Origin of the sequence: Pseudochrobactrum sp. AO18b (assembly GCF_000409565.1) — a bacterium.
Classification (GTDB): domain Bacteria; phylum Pseudomonadota; class Alphaproteobacteria; order Rhizobiales; family Rhizobiaceae; genus Pseudochrobactrum; species Pseudochrobactrum saccharolyticum.
In genome coordinates, this window is record NZ_ANNO01000129.1 from 1 (window position 1) to 21,691 (window position 21,691).

Here is a 21,691-nt window from a genome sequence, read left to right on the forward strand (position 1 = left end):
AGCTGCAATCACAATCAGCATAATACAGACCGAGAAAGCCGCCGCCTGATTGACCGCCCCGCGATCAGACAATTGCAGCACAGAGATCGAGGCGACCTGCGTTGCCGGTGTGGTGAGAAAGATCACCGCAGACAGCGACACCATGGTGCGCATGAAGAACAGAACACCCACACCCAGTAATGTCGGCCACAACAGCGGCAATGTCACTTTACGCAAAGTTGTCAGCACGCTGCCGCCGAGCATGGTTGACGCTTCATCAAACGAACCGCTGATCTGTTTCAGACTGGTTGAGGAGATCAGGAATGCGTGGGCATGGTTATAATAGACGCTAAGAATGATAATCAGCGCAAAACTGCCATAGAGGAAGTGCAGCGGGTTGGACGGATTGTTAAAGGCCAATACATAACCAAGCCCCAACACCATACCCGGCACGGCTGACGGCAAGATGGCCAGAAATGCCAGCGGGCCGGTGAGCGGATTTTTGAACTTCTGCACCGCAATTGCTGTCATACCGGCAATTGCCACGCCCAGCACAGCCGTCGCCAGACTGATCTTCACACTGTTCCACAAAGGCGCTGTGCCGTTCTGCACATCAAACTGATAATGCTGAAGCGTAAAGCTCATATTATACGGCCAGAGCTTGACGAAGCTTGCCAGCACCACAATCAGAATAACACTCAGGATCAGTGCCATTGTGAAATAGGCATAAAGCCCGAGCAGCAAATCACGTTTACCTGACGGGCGCACAACCATTGGCCGCGCCTGTGAGGTGAGCAGCGCCTGTTGCTGTTTAGTCAGGCGTTTTTCAACAATCTTGGCGGCAATGGCAGGCATCAGCAGCACAATACCGATCACCGCGCCAAGACCAAACTGCGCCTGCCCGATCACCTGATTATAGACTTCTGTGGCCAGCACGTTGAAATCGCCGCCGATCACCATCGGATTACCGAAGTCAGTCATTACCAGATTGAACACAACGAAACAGGCGGCCGCCAGACCATAGCGTGTTGCGGGTAAAGTCTGGGTGCGGAAGATACGCCATGGCCCTGCCCCCAGCACTTCCGCACTTTCATGCAGCCGTGCATCACTGACAGCCAGCGCTGCCGAGAGAATCAGGAAAGCATAGGGAAAAGCATAAAGCGCATTAGCAATCACCACCCCCCAGAAACCATAGATATCAATATCCATGCCCATCCAGCGATTGAGAATACCGTTACGACCGAGCAGCAGCACCAGCCCCTGCGCCTGCACAAGTGACGGAGCAAAGAGCGGAATAAGCGCCGCCATCCGCAACAGGGATTTAAACGGCACATGGGCACGTTGCAGCGTATAGGCATAGGCATAGGCCATGCCGGTCACAATAATGGTACAGGTCAGCGCCATACCAAGACTGTTCAGCACCAGCGTCCAGAAACGCGCAGTGGTGAAAGTGCGGGTAAAATTGCCGAGGCCAAAACCTTCCGGCGTGCTGAACCCCAGCATCAGAATGGCCCAAAGCGGCATAACAAGGAAAATCAGGATCAGGGCTGTAATCCCGATCGTCATCGCCCATGAAATGAAATTGTCGCTAAACAGACCGCGCTTTAAACCGGCACCGGTCGTCGTGGTTACAGAAGCCTCCGCGCTGCTCATGACAGCACCCGTAAAGCGTCTGCCGGCAGATGCAGCGTTACTGCATCACCTGTTTGCGGCAAGTACCCTGTTCTGTTGGCGGTGCCGTGCATTTCCACACTGATTTTAACGTCCGGCCGTTTATCCGGCACCACTTCCAACCGCGATATATGCCCCAGATAAATCTGGCTGCGGATGGTTGCCGGAAAGTGATTATCATCCGGCATGGTTTGCGTTGCGGGCAGCAGGCTGACGGCCTCAGGCCGGATACCGACTTTACTGACCGGTGCGGAACCGGAAACCTCTGCGGCATCCAGTTTCAGTACTTTATCAGCAAAATGCAGACTATTTCCGGGAGTCTTATCCAGCGGCAGAATATTCATACGACCGATAAAATCTGCAACAAAACTGGTTAAAGGCTGCTGATAAAGCGTCTGCGGCGTGCCGGTTTGTTCAATATGTCCATCTTTCATCACCACAATCACATCGGCCATCGCCAAAGCTTCTTCCTGATCATGTGTGACCATAATGGTGGTAATGCCAACCCGCTTTTGCAGTGCGCGGATTTCATTGCGTAATTCCTCGCGCACCTTTGCATCCAGCGCGGAAAGCGGCTCATCAAGCAGCAAGAGTGACGGATTGGGCGCCAATGCACGGGCAATCGCAATACGCTGCTGCTGACCGCCGGACATTTGCGCCGGTAGTTTTTCGGCCTGATTAGCCAGATGCACCAGATCCAGCATTTCACGTACCCGCGCTGCAATCTGTGCTTTTGTCCAGCTCCGGCATTCCAGCCCATAGGCAATATTACGCGCCGCCGTCATATGCGGAAACAGTGAATAGGACTGAAACACAACACCGAAATTACGTGACCGCGCTGGCGTATGCGACAGGTCATTATCGCCCAGCATAATCCTGCCGGAATCAATATCTTCCAGCCCCGCAACGGCACGCAGCAAGGTTGTCTTGCCGCAACCGGAAGGCCCGAGAAAACATACCAGAGAACCATGCGGAATATTCAGAGAAACATTATCAAGGGCTTTCACTGCGCCATAGCTTTTAATGACATTCTGAATGTTCAAATCCATTGGTATATTTCCTTTGGTATTTTGTTTTTATGGGCGCAGATGAAAATCCCTGCGCATTCCCCGATGCATGAAATTTCATGCAAATGCTTATCAGACTGATTCAAGCCGCAGCTTTAAATCTCTGTTTTTCCGTATGTTTTTTACAGCGCAAAAAACAGCTTGCTCAATGCTTTGAAAGCCGAAAGAGCAAGACCGGACAGCTACAAGGCTGTCCGGTCTGATTAACAATTAGCGCTCGTATTTCTTCTGCCATGTTTCAATGATCTTTGTGCGATCATCGGCTGCGGCTTTGAAATCAACCGCATACATAACTTTGGACACATCTTCAGGAAGACCGGCTTCTTTGAACTTGTCCGGCATTGCGCCGCCCGGAATCGTTACAATGGCTTTCCACTTGTAATATTCGTCGGCAGCCTGCTTGCTCACAGTCCAGTCCAGAAAACGCTTGGCTGCGTCTTTGTTCTTGGATGTTGAGACCAGCGCATTGGCTTCCAGCTCGTTACCCGCGCCTTCTGACGGGATCACCATGGTAATCGGATAACCTTCGGCAATATTTTTGATGGCGCGCAGTTCAAAAGAGGCACCAACAGTATATTCGCCCATTGAGGCGACGTTACACGGCTTGGAACCGGATTTGATATATTGCGCTACGTTCTTGTCGAGACTGTCGAGGAAAGCCCAGCCCTTTTCTTCGCCCATCTGCTGGATCAGCGAGTCAATCTGGATATAGCCGGTGCCGGATGATGCAGGGTTCGGCATCACCACTTCACCTTTAAAGGCAGGGTCGGTCAGATCGGCCCATGACTTCGGCATTGTCAGGCCTTTGGATTTCAGGCGCTCATTGTTTACGCAGAAAGCGGCCATATAACCGGTAACGGCAAACCAGCGGTCTTCCTTATCACGGAACTGCGCAGGCACGGTGTCGATATTCGCAGGCTTATAAGGCTCCAGCGTTTTAATAATTTCAGGATTGAACAGCGAGGTAACTGCAACGCCCCACAGCACGTCATGTTGCGGATTTGCCTGTTCGGCAATGATACGGGCAACAAGATCGCCATTGGACAGGCGCAGCATATTAATATCCAGATCAGGTAAAGCTTTTTTCGCCTCGGCGAGGAAAGCTGCGGCCTCATCTTCTTCATAAACAGTATAAACCGTCAGCGTCTCTGCCAGTGCAGAACCGGCCATCAGAGTCGCAGCCAGCGCCCCCAGAGTTTTCAGGTAAGTCTTGCGCATATCAAAGCCCCCATCCCATGGATTTTGTTTGAGTTTTTATAAAAAGTTCCCGCACATAATGATGAAATAGCCACAGATATCAATGCGAAACTTTGAAAACACACCGGAACACGCTGCGCTTGCCCCCTCCCGCTGCTGTCATTCCCGTGGCCTCATTGGTCGCATAAACATGATCTCAGAATGAGACCATTCTTCAGACAATGCTCCGCACAACCTCACAGAAAGGCACATCTGTCAGGTCAGCTTCCGAATTCTCGATTGGTCATATTATCGCGGTCGTTGAATGAGACCATTTAACGACGGGTACTCTGAAGTCTGTGACTGCAGGTGTGTTTTCCACACCCGCATTGCATTCACGATCTTGCATAAAAATCAGGGGTGAGTGACGGATCAAAAGCCGCCCCCATCAGGATAACCTCAAAACTGTGCCTGTGCTTTGGCTCATGCGCATGTCCGTAAGCGGCAAAAAACAGCGCATTTTGTCATAATAAACATTTCCGCAGACAGGCAATAAAACTGCAATATTTGCTGTCGTTTTCACGGTAAAAAATATCGCATTCGGTCAGTTACGCCATGCGATCAGATCACTCTGTACTGTGTAAAACTTCTATGCCTGCTTCCGGCCGCTCGCGACGGCTCCCCAGATTGACCAGCATATCATTACCGTCCTGCAAGAAGGCAGGTCCGACAATCCGTACAGCACGGTCAGACACATCTTTTTCAACGACCGGAACAGAAACCGGCGCCATCACCGGCTTAACAGGCGCAATGGTTTTTTTCTTCGGCTTTGCGGAACCTGCCCGCACCTGCTCAATATAGGAAAAATACTTTGCCCAGTTACATTTCTGAAAATTCTCTGATGCCTGATAGGCATAGGCAGAACCCAGATTGACGTAAGATTCCCGTTTATCAACGGATACCATATCCGCAGTCTCGGCAGCAGGATCACTCAAAATATACAGATTGACGTCGGGAGTCTCGCAGATGAAACGACACTGCGCCAAGGTCTCTTTTATCTTGTCGCTTCGGGCATATTGCGAATGCGGTGCCGGAAAATAATATCCGTCAGACAGGCGCACACAAAACAGTAGAGGTGTTCCCGAATACTGACCGCCAAACAAATTGGTATTTTTGGTAAGCTGGCTTTTGTTGCTTAGCCCGCTTGGCTTTGATGTTGTGGCAGTAAGAGATGTTCCGCTGCATTTTGCCAAAGCTGCGGCACTTTTCTGCAACTGTTTTTGTATGTCACCACGTCGCTGAGCTAAATCACGGCAGGCGTTAAAAAAGCCGCTCTGAGCATTTTCTGCCGTACATTTCCGACCGCGCTCCATATTTTTCAAGGCAGTCAGCTGACGTTTTAAAATAATATCGGCAGCGATCAGGGAATTATCAGAACATGTCGCGGCAAGAGCAGGAAAGATTGTACCCGTTACAAACAAGACAACCAAGAGAAGCAATGTCTGGCGAAGCGTAACACAACGCGTCATAAGCGCAGGCATCACTGGAAAACCCAACCTCTTTGACACCCTCCACTTAACCACAGTCCCCTCCGCGTGTTTATGTAACGGCCGAATTGAGCAAAGAATTACAAAGCATTACCGATGAATCATGTAGCAAATATTTCAACCCGGTTACGACCATTATTTTTAGCTATATACAGGCTGATATCTGCTTTTTGGGTCATATCGGAAAAAGAGGTTACGTCTGCTGCTGCCTGACAGACCCCCGCGCTGATTGTCAGGCGCACAATGCCGTCACTATGCTCAAATGCATCATTTTCAGCAGTCTTGCGAACACGCTCGGCAAACTCATAGGCTTCATTCATCGTCGTATCTGGGAGAAGAACAGCAAATTCCTCCCCGCCTATACGGGCGATAAAGTCCTTTTTTCGGAAAATCGTCATCAGAATATTGGCAAAACGCTGCAAGGCAATATCACCGGCGGCATGACCGAACTGATCGTTAATGCGCTTGAAATGATCAATATCCAGCAAAATCAAAGCGAGAGAACCATCCGCAGGATCACGCTCTGCTAAAGTCAGCTCAAAAGCTCTGCGATTATACAGCCCTGTCAGCGGATCAAGCAGAGCCATTTGCTTTAACTCGGAAATACCCCGTTCATAGGCCATTGATATAGCAAAAGCACCGCTTGCAACAATATGAATGGACATGACGAGCAAAATGACTGCCAGAAGCCCGTCATTCGGCAGTAATTTCATATTTGCGGGACTTGTCACCCACCCCTGTATCACGCGGGCAACAAATGCCGCAGCAACAAGACTATAGGCAATAGCCAGCCCCCAACGGGACGGCAGAGTCTCACCATTTGGGCGCACCAATTCGCGGAGAACCAAGATAATTTCAACCAAAAATATGAGATTAACAAAGCCAAAAATAAACCCGTTCGTCAGATAGGAAGAGAACAGATATGGAAGCAGCACAATCAGTATGATTAAGAAATTAATCTCAATATAGTTTTTGCGATAGAAAAAGCTGCGTATAGCCTGCCAGCGCAGCGCTATCCCCGTCGCTAATACCACGTTGACGAGAATCAACTGCAGCATCTGCGAGCGATCAATCACAACAAAGATAATGAAGCCGACGGATAAAACCGCATTTGCAGCTACCCAATAGAGCCAATAAGTTCTGTCGCGCTGCTTCAGCCAAATACAAAAAAATGCAATCGCAAACGCCGCCAGAGAAATAGCGTTTACTGTAAATAGTGAATTTGGCTCAATATCTGCCATGTATTGAATGAGCATCGACAATCAAATCCCTCACGTCGATAAACAAAACACTCCCGGAATGCACTGTATCTCTGACTTCTGCCCGTTCAGGAGACAAAGTCAGTATGCGGTTCAGCAAGCCGAACATATTCATAAAGTGTGCAGCCGTTTTAGCAGGCATCACATATTCCATAGCATTATGTAAAAAGATCCCGCTATCACTTTTTTATGCAAAAAGCGACATTTTGAATGAAAGATAAAAGAATAAGATTGTTTCAGTGCTGTTTAATATTCTTAAATTCAAACAAAACAAGCAAGCTGAGTTAAATATAATGTGAGAACAATTTAAATTTACTCCGCCTGTTTACTACACATAGCGAGATCAAAAATTATCGGCAAAACAAATTAAACAGGCAGAATATAATGTGAGGAATTGGCTGGGGCGCCTGGATTCGAACCAGGGGATGGCGGTACCAAAAACCGCTGCCTTACCGCTTGGCTACGCCCCAATACAAATCACGGAGAGATTCCGTGGCGGTTGATCCGGCTTATAGCCGCAAGAAATCCATTGTGCAATGCATTGAAATCAGATTTTTACATTTTAAAACAAAGCAAACCCGTCCAACTTCAAAAAAGCGTTTTACGTTTTCAGCTTCGCAAGTTCTCCGCTCACCAACATGCTGGAAAAGCAGTTCATAAACGCGTAAAGACAACAGTAATTGAGTAAGTTTGACTGCGCTCCGATACAGTTTAAAGAGTTCAGACAATCTGTTTCAGATTAAATTATATCATATTCAACCGCTTTCCGGATTACCTTACGCTTCAGGAGACAGCAGCTTGTCAGTTTATTGGTGGATTTTTCCTCTCTGCTTTATTTTCTCCACGCTCCTGCTCCTGATTTTAAAAGACAGACTTCCTACGAATTTTCTTGCTGCCGGCTTTAATCCGCGCTCCAACCACTCTGTCCCTGCCAGACAAATCGGCGGACTGGCCTGCATTCCGGTTTTCATATTTGCACTGATTATTTTTGGCCTATGGGAAATGATACCGGCACGGATGAGTATCAGCCTTGTCATTGCTGCCACTTTAGTCTGGGTTACCGGCTATCTGGATGACCGAAAAGAACTGTCTGTACGCGCAAGACTTCCTCTGCAACTTCTGGCCGCAATTCTCGCTGTTTATAGTTTAGGTGCTGATTTCCGGCTTTTGCCTGATCTGCTCCCCTATTGGCTTGAAATGCTGCTTTTAAGCATCGCCATCCTTGGAAGTATTAATGTCGCCAATTTTATGGACGGTCTGGATTGGCTGACTGTCACCGGCATTGGAATTCCCTTATTCCTGCTCGGAATTCTTTCAGCCATATTTCTTCAGGAGCCGGCAATTCCGGCGATTAGTCTGGCGATAAGTGGTGCTCTCGCAGGATTTGCAGTTTTCAACCGCCCGCCTGCCTCAATCTTTCTCGGCGATTCCGGTAGTCTGCCGCTTGGCCTGATTACCGGTGCAGTATTTCTGCTCTTTGCCGGACAAGCAGGTATTATTCCCGCTCTCATCCTGCCGCTTTATTATATTCTCGACGCTGGCAGCACGATTATCCTGCGTCTTAGCAAAGGTGAGAATATATTACAGGCACACTCTTCCCATGCCTATCAGATTGCAAAGCGCTCGGGAAAATCCGTTTATTTTGTTACCGGCAGCCTTGCACTGCTCAATCTTATATTGGGCGCTATTACTGCAGCCACGCTGTGGTCAGGTACTCTTATCGGACAATTATCCGGCCTGATAATCGCTCTGGTGCTGACAGCGCTGCTGATCCTTTATTTCCGCAAAAGAGTTTAATTACTGGCGGATATAGTCGAACAACAGCGCTTTAGCGCCTTCCGCATCGTTATCATCAAGGAATTTCTGCATTTGCGGCAGGCGCTGCGGTATTTCATCGGCCTTTGTGCCACGTTTTTCCGCACAAAGAATTTTCGGGTGACGGGTACGCAATGCCTTATCCGGATCATAAAACAGTTCCTCGTAAAGCTTCTCGCCCTCGCGAATACCGGTTACCCGAATTGTAATATCCCCGTCAGGATTTTTAATATCACGCACAGACAATCCGGCCATCAGGATCATATTTTCAGCCAGATCTCTGATTTTCACCGGACTTCCCATTTCCAGCAAAGCCGTCTCACCACTTTTGATAACCGCACCGGACTGGATAATCAGTTCTGCAGCCTCGCGGATCGACATGAAATAACGGGTCATATTTTCATCAGTCAGCGTTACAGGGCCTCCTGCAGCAATCTGCTCACGAAACAGCGGTACAACCGACCCGTTAGACCCCAGAACATTACCGAACCGAACGCTCGAAAATGACTGTGCCGAACCTTTCTGCTGCGCAAGATCTCCATAATGGCGGATAACAAATTCTGCCCATCTTTTGGTTGCGCCCATCACATTAGTCGGGCGAACAGCTTTATCGGAGGAAATCAAAATAAAACGCTCTACGCCGGTCTTCAGCGCAGCATCAGCAACAGCCTTCGTGCCCATAACATTATTACGGATACCTTCAAGCGGGTTCACCTCAACCAAAGGCACATGCTTATAGGCAGCACAATGATAAATCGTATCAACCCCGTGAGAGTGAATAACATTCTCCACCAGTTCCTGCTGGGTTACAGACCCCAATACCGGAACAATTTCACAATTCGTGACAGATTTCAGCTTGCGCTCCAGCTGATAGAGCGCGAACTCCCCGACCTCGAACAAAATCAGTTTGCGTGGTTTCCAGTTGACGATCGTACGGCACAATTCGCTGCCGATAGAACCACCGGCACCTGTTACCATGATTGAGTGCCCCTCAATCATCGACTGCAGCATTGCCTCATCCGGCGGCACCGGCGAACGCCCCAGCAGGTCATCAATTTCAATATTACGCAGCGCACCAACCAGATATTTTCCCCGCGACAGATCTGCAATCGGCGGCAGAATACTGGTACGGATTTTCAGGCGCCCTAAAATACTGGCATAGGCTTTCCGCTCTGCCTCCCCCATCGACGGATCAGAGATTACGACCTGACAAACACCGTAATTCTTAACCAGATCATCGATAGACGCCGGTGCATAAACACGGGTTCCGGCAATATCCATACCGAGCAATGACGGATCACGATCAATAAAACCGGCTACGTAAGTGTCGCGATGTACACGCAATGCCGCTGCCAGTTGCTGTGCAGCCTCACCGGTACCGATAATCAATGCCACTTCCCGTGATACAGGGCCGGTACTATCCCGCAAAATCCATTTAGCGCCGAAACGGGAAATGGAAACCAGAATAGTAATCACCAGCCAGTAGATCAGCGGAACAGAACGCGGAACGCCGGTTCCGCCGGTCATTTCAGTCAAAAATGCGATGGCAACCCATAGCAAAGCCGCAACGGCGGTTGCCTGAAAGATAGACCAGATTGCCTTTTCCGGCAGATAGCGAATAACAGAACGATAAAGACCATAGCGGATAAAAACCGGCACAGCGACCAGCGGCGCCGCCAGCATAAGCAATATTTGCTTGGTATTTGGCACGAACAGGAAGCCATAACGCAGAACATAGGCAACATAGACGCCAAGCAACAGCAAGGTAATATCCACGCCAAGCGTGATAAGTTGCTTTATAGACCGCGGGAGTCCCGCAATCCGCCTTGAAACATCTGCCGTTTTCATGCGGTTAATCTCTCACCTTATTCTTCAGCAAAATTTGCATCCTACTTCCACAATCATAATCAGGCAAAAGAATAACTTGACAAGTTTGTTCAAGTATTAAACTTAAATAAAATATCGCACTCATACTGACTAACAAAATACTTATATCAAAACCAGCAAATCTATCTCTATTCACAGGAATTGCGAACAAAAGTGCCTATGCGATGGTTGCATTAAAAAATTACTGCTTCTCATAGTTTTTCAACGTGAACCATAGACCACTGCCTTACCAATCAAGCTTTCCCAGGTTCCGTAAAAGAAATTTATCCGGCATTTATAATTCATCAGATTCGCTACTGTTGCACGACATATCAATCTAAATCCCCCGATTGTTTTGAAAGCCGTGCAACAAATTATTACAAACTTAACAACATCATGGAGCAACAGGTTGATTGCCGTCGATCCAAAGCCACTGCTGGCCATCACTGAAAGCAAGCTTCCCGTTCTGACCTGTCCTGATAAAAATAACAGCACCTGCACCGCTCTGCGCAGCATTCGGCAAAGCACCACTCTCATAATTTCCGGTGCGAATTGGCCCCTCAACATGCAACGGTGCTGTTGGCCAGACAGAGCCGATAGCTATATTACCGCTAGCACGATCAATCCGCAGTGCCTGTCGCCACTGCCCGCTATCATCTGCAACTTTAATGCTGAAATTATTTTCACCGGCGATTCCCATTTCAGCATAGCCGGTCCAGCTACTCTGAAATAACAGGGATGCAGTATTCTCACTCAGGTTTTTATTGATTTTCAGCTGATGCCCTGCCCCGCTATGGGTCAGCAGAACAGCATCAGAGGCTACAGCCAAGCGGTTATAACTATCAGCCTCCGTATTTACTCCAACCATCAGCTGCGGGTTCAGCAGTGCCTGCCATTGACTGCCGTTAAATATGAACAGCGCATTTTCATCAGCAATATGCATGATCCAGCCGCGCAAAGGCGCGAAGAAGAACCATTCACCATCCATAAAAGCTGCAAGATTGCCATCCTGCCCGCTCCATAAATCCGCGGCTCCCGCAGGTATCAGATAACGATCACCTTCCTGCGCAGTGGCTGGCGGCGAAGAATATTGCCGGCTTAGAACGGACAGATGCAAAAGCGCATCGAGATAACGCAGTGCTTCATTATGCGTGACGTGTTTCTGCGCTTGACTGGGCAGAATATAAGGCATTTTCAGATTAGGGGTCGTTTCCATATCTTGCTTTTCCCGTTGTTCATGAACGGGAAAAGTCTACGGAAAGAATAAAGAGCGGGGATAGATTTACCCGTCGTGCCTTTAGCTGCCGCGATAAGTGGAATAAGCCCAAGGGCTGACCAGCAGCGGCACATGATAATTGGCGCTCTCATCGGCAATAGAAAACCGGATCGGAATCAGATCCAGAAATGGCGGCTTCGCCTGATCCGCGCCTTGCGATTCAAAATATTCAGCGACATGAAACTGAATTTCATAAGTCCCGTTGCGCATTTCCGCTTCATTGAGCAGAAGCTCATCAGTGCGGCCATCAAGATTGGTTGCAGTCCGCTTAATCAGTTCCAGCTCACCACTGCCCTTCACCCGATAAAGCTCAAGACGCATTGCGGCAGCCGGTTTGCCATGAGCAGTATCGAGAACATGGGTTGAGAGTTTTGCCATAACCATACCTTTTCTGCTGCATGTAATCTATGATGTGAGCATATCCCCCAGCCGCAGTTCAGCGATACGCGCAATCTGCCGCAGTGCCTCAGAAATTTCCTGCTCCGGTGTATTCTGCAAACGCGTTTCAAAACTGGCGAGGATGGAATGTTTATCATGTCCTTTGCCATCAAAACCGCGTACTGCGAGAATGAAGGGAAAGTCAAAACGCTGCTTATAGGCATCATTTAAGCTATGAAAGCGCTCATACTCCGCATCATCAAGCCGGTCGAGTCCCGCCCCCTTCTGCTCACTTGTAGAAGCATCGGTGAGATGACCTGCACGCGCAGCTTTGCCTGCCAGATCAGGATGCGCACGGATCAGCGCCAGTTGTTTGTTTACACCCGCCTTTTCAACTGCCTGCACCATCGCCTGATGCAGAGCAAAAATTGAAGCGAACGGCCTGTCTCCCGCCACAGCTTCTGCCACCCAAGGAGAATGCTCGAAAATACCGCCCAGAACAGAGACAAACTCCGTTTCTGACAGCGAATTTAAGGTCTGCAAATTCATCTCAAGCTTCACCCTGCTTCTGGCGCTGACGCAATTTGAGGATCGATTTCAGCACAGTTTCTGGTGTGGCCGGTGCATCCAGTTCCGGCGAAAACTGGTGATCTGCAATCGAAGCAATAGCATCACGAATTGCCAGCCAGACGGAAATACCAAGCATCAGCGGCGGTTCGCCAATGGCTTTGGAACGGAATACCGTTTCCTCGCGGTTCGGTGCATTTTCCAAAATCCGCACATTGAAGATTTCCGGCACGTCACGCGAACCCGGAATTTTATAGGTTGAAGGGCCTGCTGTGCGTAACCGTCCAGCCTTGTCCCACCATAATTCCTCGCAAGTGACCCAGCCCATCCCTTGCACAAAAGCGCCTTCAATCTGGCCGAGATCAATCGCCGGATTAAGCGGAAAGCCGACATCCTGCAAAATATCTGCCCGCAAGCAGCGCGTTTCACCGGTCAGCGTATCCACTGCCACTTCGGCAACAGCCGCACCATAGGTGAAATAGAAGAACGGGCGGCCGCGCATTGTCTTACCGTCCCAATGGATTTTCGGTGTCGCATAATGGGCAGCTTCCGAAAGCTGCACGCGTTTTGACCATGTCAGCTTGGCAAGTTCGCCAAAGGACATGGATTCATTGCCCGCATAAACACGGCTACCACGGAAAATAATCTCGCTCTCTTCTGCGCCGTAATGTTCTGCAGCGACCTTAGTCATGCGGCTTTTGATTGCCGTTGCCGCTTTAAAGGCTGCCATACCATTGAGATCAGAACCGGTCGAAGCAGCCGTTGCAGAGGTATTCGGCACTTTGCCGGTCGCTGTCGCCGAGATACGCACCATGTCCAGATCAATCTGGAACACTTCAGCTACAACCTGCGCAACTTTGACAAACAGTCCCTGCCCCATTTCCGTGCCACCATGGTTCAGAAACACCGAACCATCCTGATAGACATGCACCAGAGCACCAGCCTGATTGAGCGCTGTGAGATTGAACGAGATACCAAACTTCACCGGCATCATCGCCAATCCGCGACGGATCAGCGGATTACCCGCATTATAGGCATCAATTTCCGCACGCCGTTTTTGCCATTCACTGCTGTTCAGCAGCGTTTCTGTCACCTGTACCAGCCGGTTATCTTCAACCTTCTGGCCATAAGGCGTTTCATCCCCTGTTTCATCGCCGTAATAATTGATGGCACGCAGTTGATTGGGATCAAGTTTCAGCTCACGGGCAATCGTATCGACGATTGTTTCAATCGCGATAATCCCCTGCGGCCCGCCAAAGCCGCGAAATGCCGTATTAGACACAGTATTGGTTTTGCAGGCATGACCAATGAAATGCGCATTTTCGATAAAATAGGAATTATCGGCATGGGTCAGCGCACGGGCAATTACCGGCCCTGTGAGATCGGGCAGGTTTCCGGCGCGGGCAAGAAACTCGATATCCAGCCCTTTGATACGCCCACGGCTGTCTGTACCCGCCTGCCAATGCACTACAAAATCATGACGCTTGCCGGTCGCAATCATATCATCGCGGCGCTTGAGGCGCATTTTGCACGGGCGTCCGGTTTTAGCTGCAACCAGCGCGGCCGCACAGGCAATAATTGTCGCCTGACTTTCCTTACCACCGAAGCCGCCGCCCATACGCCGCACCTGACATTCCACCGCATGGGCATGAAGACCCAGCACATGAGCCACATGGTGCTGCACTTCGCTCGGATGCTGCGTTGATGAATGCACCAGCATATCGCCGTTCTCATGCGGCCAGTTTTCACCGGGAATAGCATAGGCAATATGCGTTTCGAGGTAGAAATGATCCTGTCCGCCCATCGAAAGACGGCCGGAAAACTGATGTTCCGCATTGGCAATGGCGGTTTTGACATCACCCTGTTGCACCACCTGTTGCGGGATCACATAACTCTTTTGCCGGTGTGCTTCTTCCACATCCAGCACCGGTGGCAGTTCTTCAATATCCAGCTTCACCAGTTTGGCTGCCTTATAGGCCGCCTCAAAACTGGTCGCGGCAATCACCGCAATTGCCCGTCCCTGATAGTCGAGCAGTTCCTCAGCAAAAAGTGGTTCACCGGGAAGCCCCGGCGAAACATCATTGATGCCCGGAATATCATGCACATCCCAGATACCGACCACACCGGCCTGCGCCAGAGCTTCACTGGTATCCATGCTTTTCAACCGGCCATGAGCAACCGGCGACAATATAAAAGCCGCATGGAGTGTATCCGGCAGTTCCGGCATATCATCAATATAAGTCGCGGCACCCGCCACATGACGGCTGGCGGAATCATGCACAACACCATGTCCGACAATACTGCGCTCGACTTTGTTAGCACCTTCCGGCGTTGGAAAAGGCTGATTAAGTGCGATCATAGTGCCATTACCTCCACCACTTCACCGGCCAGATCATGGCGCAGACGCTCCACCAGATTTTGCGCCACCATCAGACGATATTCGGCACTGCCGCGCCAATCACTTAAAGGCGCAAGCTCTGTGGCAATAGCCTGCATACAGGCTGCGACTGCGGCCTCATCTAACGTCTTACCGATCAGCGCCTGTTCCGCACTTTTCACCCGTTTCGGGATCGCTGCCATACCGCCAAAGGCGATACGGGCATCTGTTATAATGCCGTTCTTCTGCGTTACGCGGAATGCACCGCAAACGGTGGAAATATCCTGATCGTAACGTTTGGAGATTTTATAAACGCGATAATCCTGCCCCGCAGTCAGTTTAGGGATTGTCACCGAGGCAATCACCTCATCACCGCGCAGTTCCGTCTTGCGGTAATCGAGGAAGAAATCTTCCAGCGGCAATGTGCGCCTACCATGAGCACCAGCCAGTTCAATCAGCGCACCAAGACCGATCAGCGCTGGTGGCCCGTCCCCGATCGGACTGGCCGTGCCGATATTGCCGCCAATTGTACCCTGATTGCGGATTTGCACAGAACCGAAACGGCGCAGCAAAATAGTGAGTGACGGATAATGATTGCCGATAGTTTTCAGCACCTCTGCCCATGTCACCGCAGCGCCAAACCGGAAAGATGCTTCATCCTCACGGATATCGCGCAATTCACGCACATGCGCTGTCGAGATCACCTCATTCCAGTCACTGTGATAATCGGCCAACGCCACACCGAGATCAGTGCCACCGGCCAGCAGCAGGCTCTGTGGATATTGCGTGCGTAATTCCAACAGTTCTTTCAGTGTCTGCGGCTGATGATAGGTTGAGCCGCCATGGCTGAAACCTGTTTGCGGACGGATATCCTGCAAGGAACCGGAAAGCGGCTGTGCTACCGGTGCGCCACCTTCCGCAATCACTTTGCGAGCAGCTTCAACAATCGGGCGATAGCCGGTGCAGCGGCAGAGATTGCCTGCCAGCGTATCATGAATCAGCTGATCGTCGGCTTTGGTACCGTGACTTGCACAATCCGCAGCCAGTCCGCTGAGCGACATCACAATACCAGGTGTACAAAAACCGCATTGCGATGAACCGTTTTCGGCCATCGCCGCCTGCACGGGATGGAGTTGTGAAGTTTTCAACCCCTCAACCGTGACCAATGCCTGACCGTCCAGCTGCCCCATTGTCAGGATACAGCTGTTAACAGCGCGGTAGCGAAATGCTCCGTCGGCATTGTTCGATTGTGGTTCACCCGCCGCAGTGTCAGCCTGTGCAATTGCGTCTTTATCTGTGCCGATTAAAACGGAGCACGCCCCGCAATCCCCCTCAGCACAGCCCTCCTTCGTTCCCTTGAGCCGCGCCTCCCCGCGCAGCCATTCCAGAACCGTTGTATCTGGCCGGATCTGAACATCCTGCCGGTGACCATTCAGAAAGAAACGGATCATCTGTGTCATAAGACCAGATTGTTACGCCTCTGAATACTCGTCAAGATGTGGCGTGACAAATGCGGCAAATTAGCTTTGAGTTGCGTTTTAAAGCGACATTTCTGATCTGTATCATGCCGCTTTTAAACTATGTGAATTCGGAGCATCTGACCAGATGGTCAAATCTCCCTGTCAGAAATCGTAAAATTTTGCTGCGGGAAGTAATATTCTTCCAGATTATTGCCTGCACCGCCACGATCCACCACCAAAAAATCTGAAGTCTTATCCAGTGCCAGCAGCGGATGATGCCAGACATTGCGGTGATAATTCACACCCTGATTGCCCCGCGCCAGAAAAGCCACAGGCTGATGCGGGACACCATTATTATCTTCTGCAACCACCACCAGATAGTCGCGTCCGTTCAGCGGCATAAAGGCTTGCGAACCCAGCGGATGCCGTTCAACCATCTTAATGGTCAGCGGCAGTTCCCAAGGCTTACTGCGGAAGATGTTCATCAAAATATGAGCATCCTCACCGATAACATCGGCTTTCGCCAGCGCATGGTGGCGTTCGGTAATGTCCCAGTTGATAAGCTTAACTTCACCCAAGCCGGTTTCGATAATATCCCCGAAAGGTGCGAAATTTTCCGGCGTCAAAGCCCGTACCGGCAAATTGATCAGTTCCATTTTATTGCCCTGCCGGTTTGTGATTTTCGTGCCAATGGCGGGCAATATCAATACGCTTGGCGACCCAGACTTTGTCATGGGACTGCACATAATCCAGAAAACGTTCCAGTGCTGCGGCACGACCCGGACGGCCGACGAGACGGCAATGCAGACCCACAGACATCATCTTCGGCGCGCCTTCCCCGCCTTCGCGGTAAAGCACATCAAAAGTGTCTTTCAGATAATTGAAAAACTGGTCGCCGGCATTAAAGCCCTGCGGTGTGGCAAAGCGCATATCATTGGTATCGAGCGTATAAGGCACGATCAGATGCGGCCCTTTTGGCCCTTCAATCCAGTAAGGCAGTTCATCGGCATAGGAATCGGCGGAATAGACAAAACCGCCTTCTTCCATCACCAGCCGCAGCGTATTGTCTGAAGGTTTGCCCTGATAAATCCCGTAAGGGCGTTCGCCGGTCAGTTCTGTGTGCAGACGCACCGCTTCCTGAATATGACGCCGTTCTTCTTCTTCTGTGAAATCCTTGTATTCCAGCCAGCGCAGACCATGACTGGCGATTTCCCATCCTGCTTCTTTCATCGCCGCAACGGCTTCCGGATTACGTTCCATGGCTTTGGTCACACCATAGACAGTCACATCCATATTGCGTTTGGTGAACATGCGCCACAACCGCCAGAAACCGGCGCGTGCACCATATTCGTAGATCGATTCCATATTCTGGTTGCGCTGCTTCGGCCAGCTTTGCGCGCCGACAATTTCGGAGAGCAAGCATTCGGAACCGACATCCCCGTCCAGAATGCAGCTTTCACCGCCCTCTTCATAATTGACCACGAATTGCACGGCGATCTGCGCGCCATCCGGCCAGCGCGGATCCGGCGTATGACGGCCATATCCGATAAATTCACGTTCACCACATTTTTGCATGTTCTGTTCCCCAATTCTGTCCGCTCAAAATGATAAAACATCGGGCACTTTGTCAATGTCAAATTGTCGACAATTTTAACAATAATTGTCGATTATAATATATAGAGTGGATAAACGGGACAAGTCACTGAAAAGCCTTTATAGACACCCTGTTATTATTGTGATGCCTGCCGGAAAGTCTCTTTGATGTCTCTGAAATTTGATACGCAATTTGATCCGGCCTATGGTGAAGCGGTACAGGTTGCACCGGATATTCTGCGCGTAACCGTCAATAATGCCAGCGCTTTTACCGGTTACGGCACCAACAGCTATATTATTGGCAAAACCCAGCTCGGTATTATCGATCCGGGGCCGGAAGATGAAGCGCATTTTGCAACGCTGATGCGTATTATTGCAGACAGGCCGGTCAGTCATATTTTCGTCAGCCACACCCATCGCGATCATTCACCGCTGACCGCAAGACTGAAAAGTGAAACCGGTGCAATCGTTATTGCACAAGGCCCGCACCAGTCCGCCCGTCCGTTATTTGACGGTGAGAGTAATGCACTGGATGCCAGTGTAGACACAGATTTTGCGCCGGATATTTGCGCCAAAGACGGAGAGATTTTCACCAATCCTGACTGGGCATTAGAGATAATCCATACTCCCGGCCATATGGCCAACCATGCCTGTTTCGCACTCAATGATCGCGGCATCTTATTTTCCGCCGATCATGTCATGGCATGGGCGACCACCATTGTCGCGCCGCCAGACGGCTCCATGCGCGCCTATATGCAATCTCTGGAAAAACTGCTCAAACGCAAAGACAGCCTCTATCTGCCGGGGCATGGCGCGCCGATTGCCAAACCGCATCGCTTTTTACGCGGACTTCGTGCTCACCGAAAAATGCGTGAACGGGCCGTGTTTGAGCGGGTGATGCAGGGCGATGAAACAATCGCGCAGATGGTCGCCGCGATTTACCGTGATACCGATCCGCGCCTGCATGGCGCTGCAGGGCTTTCGGTTTTCGCCCATCTGGAAGATCTGGTTTCACGCGGATTAGTCAGAACAGACGGCGACCCAATGCCGGACAGTCTCTACCGGCCGGCCTGAGTTTACTCTTCCGGTGCATCCGGTACGGCATTGCGCATTTCCAGATCAAGCGCATTAAAAAACGTACCGATCAGACCGGCATTGAACCCCATATCATAGCGCCCGTAACGTGAGACGGAGCGCATATCGACCGTGGTTTGCTCGGCCTCATCCTTGAGCCGCACGACCACATCGCTGTGCAAACCCAGAATGAAGGTTTTGGCAGTTGCCTCGACACTCACATCCATGTCTTCACCGGCAGTACCGGACGTAGCAGTTACAGCAAAGCCCTGCTCTTTCAGCACTTTAAGCACAGCTTTTAAGACGTGATCCTGCGCACTGTCATATTGCCTGCCGCTCACTTCCGGATAGGCAGAGATTTGCTGCAACATATCCGGCACAGCATCGGTGCCCAGACTGTTTTGCACAGTCAGATCACCCAGCCCCAGTTTTTGAAGCAGGTGCACGCGGAAATCCGGCTTATAATCCTGCGATAAATCCTGCTCATTGCTCATCACAGTATTGAACTGCACGGAGTTTTCGAGATCGGTGGAAACATCATGAATACGCGGTGTGCCGCTGATCTGCCCCAGCACAAGTGCAGGCGGGATCAATGTGACCAGAGCGATAAAGCAGGCACGCATGGCACGCCGCCCTCCGGCATCGCCGCTGCGCCATAAATTATAAAAAGATTTAGCTGAGAGCAACAAAGCCAGCAGAGCGAAAAACACGGCAAGTGTCACAATAAACACCAGATCCGGCTGTTGAATCAAACCGAAACGATGTGCTGTAACCGCAGCGATGAGCAACCCCAGACCGGCAAAAGCGCAAGCCGGTGCATATTTCGCCGATCGCGAGGAACGACGTCTTACCTTGCGCCGGATGTAATAATTTTCAAGCATCACTTGCCGCTCTGCCGGTTAGAGAGCGGTTCCGGTAAATACGGAATTGTAAAACCGCTCTGTCTCTTTGTTTTACGCATCGAGGCGGGTAAAGAAATCAGTCCCGCGAAGGCGCTTCGCACAATATTCAGGGTCTGCCGAGCATAAACAATACGCGATCCGCATCGCTGCCTGCAAGAACTGTTCATTTCGTCAGGTAGCAAAAGAGGTAAAGATCTGTGATTAACGATAGATAAAAGAGAAATATTTTTATTTATCATGATATTATAACAAATCACTAAAATGAGATTGCATCAAATTCACAAACTGCCACAATCAGTTTGCGGATAAGAAGAATTATACAGCCGGAGACGCTCCCCCTATGAGGCAAACGCCCTCCTCCACCGACGAAAACCTGATAGCCGCGTCTGAGGAGAACGCGTCTTTAGAAGCAGTTGAAGTTGAATTTGCCCTCGGTGCTCAGGATGTTCTGACCGACGGCTTTGATCTGTCACTGGCCAAAGCCGCTGAAATTGTCGGCGGTGAAGTCCTGTTTAATATGCCTGCGCTGGACACCACCAATGCGCAGCGTATCGGTGCCATTCTTGTGCCGTCTGCCGTGCAGGATCAGGTGGTTTTCGTCACTTTGCTGAATGACGGGATTACGCTGTCCCACGCTCCGCTCTCGGGCAATAATGTTCTGTTTGAAAGCCTCGGCCGCAATTATGCTGCCGTTATGGGCAAGCTAAAGAACGGCCTCTGAAATCATTCAAACACCTGATATGTCATTGCGCGGAGACCGGTACAGGCTCTGCCGATGCCGGTTTTGTCTTTATTTTAGAATGGCTTTTATTCTCTTTCTGCGAAACAGATTCATTCGGCGGCGCAGTTTCACTCACCACATTCGGTGCTGCGCGTGCAGGCATATCCCTCAGCAGTCTGAACTGCACGCCTTTCTTCTTCAGCGCCAGAATACCTTCGGCCACACCGGCACCGGAGACACGCTTCGGCTGATTGATATGTGAGATAATCACATCACCGTCTTTGGCATAGGATATCCGTTTGGCAACCGTTGCCGCAGGCAGAGAAGCACCGCGATCACCATTGAGCGAGTAACCGGCAACCTTATAGCCCATGCCCTCGATCTGGCGCACAGCATCCGTTGAATAACGCGCTGTCGCATCGCGGTACCATTGCGGCTGCTTGCCGAAGATTTCCGTAATCTTATCCGCACCGCCTTTGACCTCTGCTTCGATAGCAGCAGGTGTACCGGCTGTCGGAATTCCATACATGGTTTTCAATACGGTGATTGCAGGCACATGCTCTGCCCCGTGATTTTCAATCGCGAACAAATCCGGATGCGCTTTCAGAACCTCAATTGCCGCCTGATTACGGCGCAGCCAGCGCGCAGTCACAAACAAAGTTGCCGGAATTTTCTCCCGCACCAGAACATCGAGAATACGATGGTCGATGTCACCTGAGCAGGCATCCAGCGTGAGTGCGACCTGTATCGGATTTGATTTATCGGCAAGATTTAGCTGCGGCTCGACAATCAGATGGCGCTGCGAAATTTTGGGCGAGAGCAAGGCTTCATCTGCAGCAAACGCAGCAGTTGCACCAATGCTCAGGCTCAAGCTCAGCAATAAGGATTTAATGACAGACATCTCGCACCGGCTCATGTTTCAATAATGAACTTATAGCACCATAAACTACAAATGCCCCCGGC

General features: G+C 50.4%; 18 protein-coding genes and 1 tRNA gene. 3 read left to right on the top strand and 16 right to left on the bottom strand.

From position 1 onward, the window contains the following. The 6 genes from A918_RS19540 to A918_RS0105440 all read right to left on the bottom strand — a co-directional run. Positions 1–1,632, bottom strand: a 1,632-nt coding sequence (locus tag A918_RS19540; RefSeq protein ID WP_022710070.1) for an ABC transporter permease subunit, incomplete at its 3' end; no start/stop codon positions are given. Then, positions 1,629–2,699 carry an ABC transporter ATP-binding protein gene (locus A918_RS0105415; RefSeq protein WP_022710071.1) on the bottom strand — a complete coding sequence of 357 codons (1,071 nt, stop codon included), beginning with the start codon at positions 2,697–2,699 and terminating at the stop codon, positions 1,629–1,631. The genes A918_RS19540 and A918_RS0105415, both read right to left, overlap by 4 nt. A 228-nt stretch (positions 2,700–2,927) precedes the next feature. Further along, positions 2,928–3,935 (bottom strand): ABC transporter substrate-binding protein, encoded by a 1,008-nt coding sequence (locus A918_RS0105425; RefSeq protein ID WP_022710073.1) that lies wholly within the window; start codon positions 3,933–3,935, stop codon positions 2,928–2,930. A 584-nt stretch (positions 3,936–4,519) separates the two neighbouring features. Continuing rightward, a complete protein-coding gene (locus A918_RS19545) occupies positions 4,520–5,434 on the bottom strand; it encodes a DUF2865 domain-containing protein (protein ID WP_022710074.1) in 915 nt (304 codons plus the stop codon). A gap of 107 nt (positions 5,435–5,541) precedes the next feature. Further along, the gene (locus A918_RS21275) at positions 5,542–6,696 is read right to left on the bottom strand and encodes a GGDEF domain-containing protein (RefSeq protein ID WP_084664662.1); all 1,155 of its coding nucleotides are present in this window, start codon (positions 6,694–6,696) and stop codon (positions 5,542–5,544) included. A gap of 398 nt (positions 6,697–7,094) precedes the next feature. Next, a tRNA-Gln gene (locus A918_RS0105440) sits at positions 7,095–7,169 on the bottom strand. 328 nt (positions 7,170–7,497) lie between these two features. Here A918_RS0105440 and A918_RS19555 point away from each other — a divergent pair. Continuing rightward, positions 7,498–8,496 (top strand): glycosyltransferase family 4 protein, encoded by a 999-nt coding sequence (locus tag A918_RS19555; RefSeq protein WP_022710076.1) that lies wholly within the window; start codon positions 7,498–7,500, stop codon positions 8,494–8,496. Here the strand turns inward: A918_RS19555 and A918_RS0105450 are convergent, their stop codons facing one another. The 8 genes from A918_RS0105450 to puuE all read right to left on the bottom strand — a co-directional run bounded on the left by A918_RS0105450 (position 8,497) and on the right by puuE (position 18,013). Beyond that, positions 8,497–10,362, bottom strand: a complete 1,866-nt coding sequence (locus tag A918_RS0105450; RefSeq protein WP_022710077.1) for a nucleoside-diphosphate sugar epimerase/dehydratase — start codon at positions 10,360–10,362, stop codon at positions 8,497–8,499. 412 nt (positions 10,363–10,774) lie between these two features. Next, positions 10,775–11,596 carry a DUF2793 domain-containing protein gene (locus A918_RS19560; protein ID WP_022710078.1) on the bottom strand — a complete coding sequence of 274 codons (822 nt, stop codon included), beginning with the start codon at positions 11,594–11,596 and terminating at the stop codon, positions 10,775–10,777. 81 nt (positions 11,597–11,677) lie between these two features. Then, the gene (uraH, locus tag A918_RS0105460) at positions 11,678–12,034 is read right to left on the bottom strand and encodes a hydroxyisourate hydrolase (protein ID WP_028233423.1); all 357 of its coding nucleotides are present in this window, start codon (positions 12,032–12,034) and stop codon (positions 11,678–11,680) included. 27 nt (positions 12,035–12,061) lie between these two features. Further along, on the bottom strand, positions 12,062–12,583 hold the full coding sequence (gene uraD, locus A918_RS0105465) for a 2-oxo-4-hydroxy-4-carboxy-5-ureidoimidazoline decarboxylase (protein WP_022710080.1): 522 nt from the start codon (positions 12,581–12,583) through the stop codon (positions 12,062–12,064). A 1-nt stretch (position 12,584) separates the two neighbouring features. After that, a complete protein-coding gene (gene xdhB, locus A918_RS0105470) occupies positions 12,585–14,960 on the bottom strand; it encodes a xanthine dehydrogenase molybdopterin binding subunit (protein ID WP_022710081.1) in 2,376 nt (791 codons plus the stop codon). Continuing rightward, on the bottom strand, positions 14,957–16,438 hold the full coding sequence (xdhA, locus tag A918_RS0105475; protein ID WP_022710082.1) for a xanthine dehydrogenase small subunit: 1,482 nt from the start codon (positions 16,436–16,438) through the stop codon (positions 14,957–14,959). Before xdhA ends, xdhB begins: the two co-directional genes overlap by 4 nt. 149 nt (positions 16,439–16,587) lie before the next feature. Continuing rightward, complete coding sequence (locus tag A918_RS0105480) at positions 16,588–17,094, bottom strand: ureidoglycolate lyase (protein ID WP_022710083.1); 507 nt, start codon at positions 17,092–17,094, stop codon at positions 16,588–16,590. A gap of 1 nt (position 17,095) precedes the next feature. Next, entirely contained in the window at positions 17,096–18,013 is a 918-nt protein-coding gene (gene puuE / locus A918_RS0105485) for an allantoinase PuuE (RefSeq protein ID WP_022710084.1), read from the bottom strand. Positions 18,014–18,199: 186 nt separating this feature from the next. On the opposite strand from puuE, the gene A918_RS0105490 reads away from it, so the two are divergent. Beyond that, on the top strand, positions 18,200–19,105 hold the full coding sequence (locus tag A918_RS0105490; protein WP_022710085.1) for an MBL fold metallo-hydrolase: 906 nt from the start codon (positions 18,200–18,202) through the stop codon (positions 19,103–19,105). Between the two features lie 2 nt (positions 19,106–19,107). Here the strand turns inward: A918_RS0105490 and A918_RS0105495 are convergent, their stop codons facing one another. Beyond that, the gene (locus A918_RS0105495) at positions 19,108–19,986 is read right to left on the bottom strand and encodes a DUF1499 domain-containing protein (RefSeq protein WP_022710086.1); all 879 of its coding nucleotides are present in this window, start codon (positions 19,984–19,986) and stop codon (positions 19,108–19,110) included. A 361-nt stretch (positions 19,987–20,347) separates the two neighbouring features. On the opposite strand from A918_RS0105495, the gene A918_RS21990 reads away from it, so the two are divergent. Beyond that, complete coding sequence (locus A918_RS21990; protein WP_022710087.1) at positions 20,348–20,728, top strand: hypothetical protein; 381 nt, start codon at positions 20,348–20,350, stop codon at positions 20,726–20,728. A gap of 22 nt (positions 20,729–20,750) precedes the next feature. Here A918_RS21990 and A918_RS19565 read toward each other — a convergent pair whose 3' ends face one another. Next, positions 20,751–21,629 (bottom strand): polysaccharide deacetylase family protein, encoded by an 879-nt coding sequence (locus A918_RS19565; protein ID WP_022710088.1) that lies wholly within the window; start codon positions 21,627–21,629, stop codon positions 20,751–20,753. Between the last annotated feature and the right edge of the window lie 62 nt (positions 21,630–21,691).

What these genes read in the sequence shown, in the direction of transcription:
- A918_RS0105495 (WP_022710086.1), bottom strand. Translation starts at nt 19,986, where the DNA reads ATGCTTGAAAATTATTACATCCGGCGCAAGGTAAGACGTCGTTCCTCG.
- A918_RS21990 (WP_022710087.1), top strand. Translation starts at nt 20,348, where the DNA reads ATGAGGCAAACGCCCTCCTCCACCGACGAAAACCTGATAGCCGCGTCT.
- A918_RS19560 (WP_022710078.1), bottom strand. Translation starts at nt 11,596, where the DNA reads ATGGAAACGACCCCTAATCTGAAAATGCCTTATATTCTGCCCAGTCAA.
- uraD (WP_022710080.1), bottom strand. Translation starts at nt 12,583, where the DNA reads ATGAATTTGCAGACCTTAAATTCGCTGTCAGAAACGGAGTTTGTCTCT.
- xdhB (WP_022710081.1), bottom strand. Translation starts at nt 14,960, where the DNA reads ATGATCGCACTTAATCAGCCTTTTCCAACGCCGGAAGGTGCTAACAAA.
- A918_RS19545 (WP_022710074.1), bottom strand. Translation starts at nt 5,434, where the DNA reads ATGCCTGCGCTTATGACGCGTTGTGTTACGCTTCGCCAGACATTGCTT.
- A918_RS0105480 (WP_022710083.1), bottom strand. Translation starts at nt 17,094, where the DNA reads ATGGAACTGATCAATTTGCCGGTACGGGCTTTGACGCCGGAAAATTTC.
- A918_RS0105415 (WP_022710071.1), bottom strand. Translation starts at nt 2,699, where the DNA reads ATGGATTTGAACATTCAGAATGTCATTAAAAGCTATGGCGCAGTGAAA.
- A918_RS21275 (WP_084664662.1), bottom strand. Translation starts at nt 6,696, where the DNA reads ATGCTCATTCAATACATGGCAGATATTGAGCCAAATTCACTATTTACA.
- A918_RS0105490 (WP_022710085.1), top strand. Translation starts at nt 18,200, where the DNA reads ATGTCTCTGAAATTTGATACGCAATTTGATCCGGCCTATGGTGAAGCG.
- uraH (WP_028233423.1), bottom strand. Translation starts at nt 12,034, where the DNA reads ATGGCAAAACTCTCAACCCATGTTCTCGATACTGCTCATGGCAAACCG.
- puuE (WP_022710084.1), bottom strand. Translation starts at nt 18,013, where the DNA reads ATGCAAAAATGTGGTGAACGTGAATTTATCGGATATGGCCGTCATACG.
- A918_RS0105425 (WP_022710073.1), bottom strand. Translation starts at nt 3,935, where the DNA reads ATGCGCAAGACTTACCTGAAAACTCTGGGGGCGCTGGCTGCGACTCTG.
- xdhA (WP_022710082.1), bottom strand. Translation starts at nt 16,438, where the DNA reads ATGACACAGATGATCCGTTTCTTTCTGAATGGTCACCGGCAGGATGTT.
- A918_RS0105450 (WP_022710077.1), bottom strand. Translation starts at nt 10,362, where the DNA reads ATGAAAACGGCAGATGTTTCAAGGCGGATTGCGGGACTCCCGCGGTCT.
- A918_RS19565 (WP_022710088.1), bottom strand. Translation starts at nt 21,629, where the DNA reads ATGTCTGTCATTAAATCCTTATTGCTGAGCTTGAGCCTGAGCATTGGT.